Source organism: Paraburkholderia sp. Ac-20336 (assembly GCF_017105025.1).
Lineage (GTDB): Bacteria > Pseudomonadota > Gammaproteobacteria > Burkholderiales > Burkholderiaceae > Paraburkholderia.
Genome location: NZ_JAAGPS010000271.1, coordinates 1 through 2,342, shown reverse-complemented (window position 1 = coordinate 2,342; position 2,342 = coordinate 1). Strand labels below are relative to the sequence as shown.

2 protein-coding genes are annotated in these 2,342 nt (G+C 69.6%); both read right to left on the bottom strand.

What is annotated here, in order from left to right; all coding sequences use genetic code 11:
• Positions 1-440, bottom strand: a 440-nt coding sequence (locus GXB81_RS30905) for a response regulator (RefSeq protein WP_241016603.1), incomplete at its 3' end; no start/stop codon positions are given.
• A 5-nt stretch (positions 441-445) separates the two neighbouring features.
• Positions 446-2,342, bottom strand: a 1,897-nt coding sequence (locus GXB81_RS30900) for a response regulator (protein ID WP_205991200.1), incomplete at its 5' end; no start/stop codon positions are given.

Here is a 2,342-nt window from a genome sequence, read left to right as displayed (position 1 = left end):
GCACTCGCGCCATCCGCTGGCGCGGCCGCGCGCGGCGCGTGGCGCTCCTTCACGAGCGCGGCCACGCTGTCGACCTTGGCGATCAGCATGGCGATGCTCTTGTGCGCGTCGGGGCCCGAGAGCGAGGGCGTATCGACCGCGTCGAGCGCGCCCGCGCCCATCGCTTCGTAGACGCGCCAGGCGTTCGCGCCGACGTCGACGGTGACGATCAGGATCGCGCACGGCGCGCGCGCCATGATGCGGCGCGTCGCCTCGATGCCGTCGACGTTGGGCATCACGAGATCCATCAGCACGATATCGGGCCGCTGCGTGACGCAGAAATCGACGGCCTGCTGGCCGTCCTGCGCGACCCACAGGACTTCGTAGTCCTCGCGCGCCGCGAGTGCGCGCCGCAGTGCCTCGACGGCGAGCGGCATGTCGTTGACGATTCCGATCTTCATCTGTCTTATCCGTAGGCTTCGCCAATCAGATCGCGCACGGCGTCGAGCAGCGCTTCGTCATGGAAGCTGCCCTTGGCCAGATAATAGTCCGCACCCGCATCGAGACCGGCGCGGCGGTCCTCCTCGCGGTCCTTGTACGACACGATCATGACCGGCAGCGCCTGCAGCTGCGGGTCGCGCTTGATGAGCGTGACGAGTTCGATACCGTCCATGCGTGGCATGTCGATGTCGGTGATGACGAGATCGAAGCGCTCGCTGCGCACCGCGTTCCAGCCGTCCATGCCGTCGACGGCGATCGTCACGTCGTAGCCGCGCGTCGCGAGCAGCTTGCGTTCGAGTTCGCGCACGGTCAGCGAATCGTCGACCACGAGCACGCGCCGTGTCGCGCGCCGCGCGGTTTCGACGCCGCCGTGCTGGGCATGGCTCAGCGTGCCGCCCGTCACGAGCCGCTCGACCGAGCGCAGCCAGTCGTCGACGTCGGCGATCAGCACCGGGTCGCCGTTTTCCATCAACGCGCCGGCCGTGATGTTGCGGATCTTGCCGAGCCGCGCGTCGAGCGGCTGCACGACCAGCATGCGTTCGCCGAGAAAACGGTCGACCACCACGCCGTAGGTCTGCGGCCCGTCGCCGATCACGACCATGCAGACCGTGCCGCTTTCGTTGACAGGCGGCGCGGTCTCGAGAATCTGGTGCGCGGTGACGACGCCGATGCGCTGCCCGCCGAACGCGATGTGCTGATGGCCTTCGAGCAGTTCGATGTCCGCGCGGCTCGCGTGCAGCGTGCGGTTCACGTGCGCGAGCGGCACTGCGTACGGTTCGCCCGCGACTTCGACGAGCAGGCTGCGGATCACCGAGAGCGTGAGCGGCAACTGCATCTGCACGCGCGTGCCGACACCGGGCTCCTGGCTGATGCGCACGGTGCCGCGCACGCGCTTGACGACGTCGTGCACCGCGTCGAGTCCGACGCCGCGGCCCGACACGTCGGTCACCTGGTCGCGGAGCGAGAAGCCGGGCAGGAACAGGAAGTCGAGCAGCTCGGCTTCCGAGAGCCGCGCGGCGGTTTCCTCGCTGGCGAGTTTCTTGCGCGCGATCGACGCGCGCAGGGCATCGAGATCGATGCCGGCGCCGTCGTCGGAGACGGTGATCTGCAACGCGCCGGCGCTGTGGCGCGCTTCCAGCGTGAGCGAGCCTTCCTCGGGCTTGCCGCGCGCGAGCCGCACGGCGGGGGCCTCGATGCCGTGATCGAGCGCGTTGCGCAGCATGTGGCCGAGCGGCGCTTCGAGCAGGTCGAGAATGTCGCGGTCCACCTGGGTCGATCCGCCGATCAGTTGCCAGCGCACTTTCTTGCCGAGCGAACGCGCGACGTCGCGCACCATGCGCGCGAGTCCGCCGGTGCCGTCGCCGAACGGGCGCATGCGGCATTGCAGCGCGGCGTCGTAAAGCTGCTGCGACAGATGCGTCGAGCGGCGGTCGAAACTTTCCAGCTCGGCGAGACGTTCGCCGAGCAGTTGCTGCGCTTCGGCGGTCAGGCGCCGCAGTTCTTCGAGCGTGCTCAGCGCGGCCGGATCGAGCGGCAAATCCGCGAGCGTGGCGTGCAGCTGATCGAGCGCGCGGGCGCTGTCGCGCTGCACGCGTTTGGCGCGCAGCATCGATTGCGCGAACGGCTTGAGCCAGCGCGACTCGACCAGCGATTCGCCCGATAGCGACAGCAGGCGGTCGAGGTTGTCGGCGCGCACGCGAAGCATGCGGCCGGATTCGCCCAGCGTGGTGATGCCAGCGGTGCCGGTGGTGCTCCCGGTGCCGTTGACCGGGCCAGGCGGGACCGGCGCGCTTGCGGGCGAGGCCGCCGGCGTAGCGATGGCGGCTGCGGTGGGAGCAGCCGACGTGGCCGTGGCCGTTACT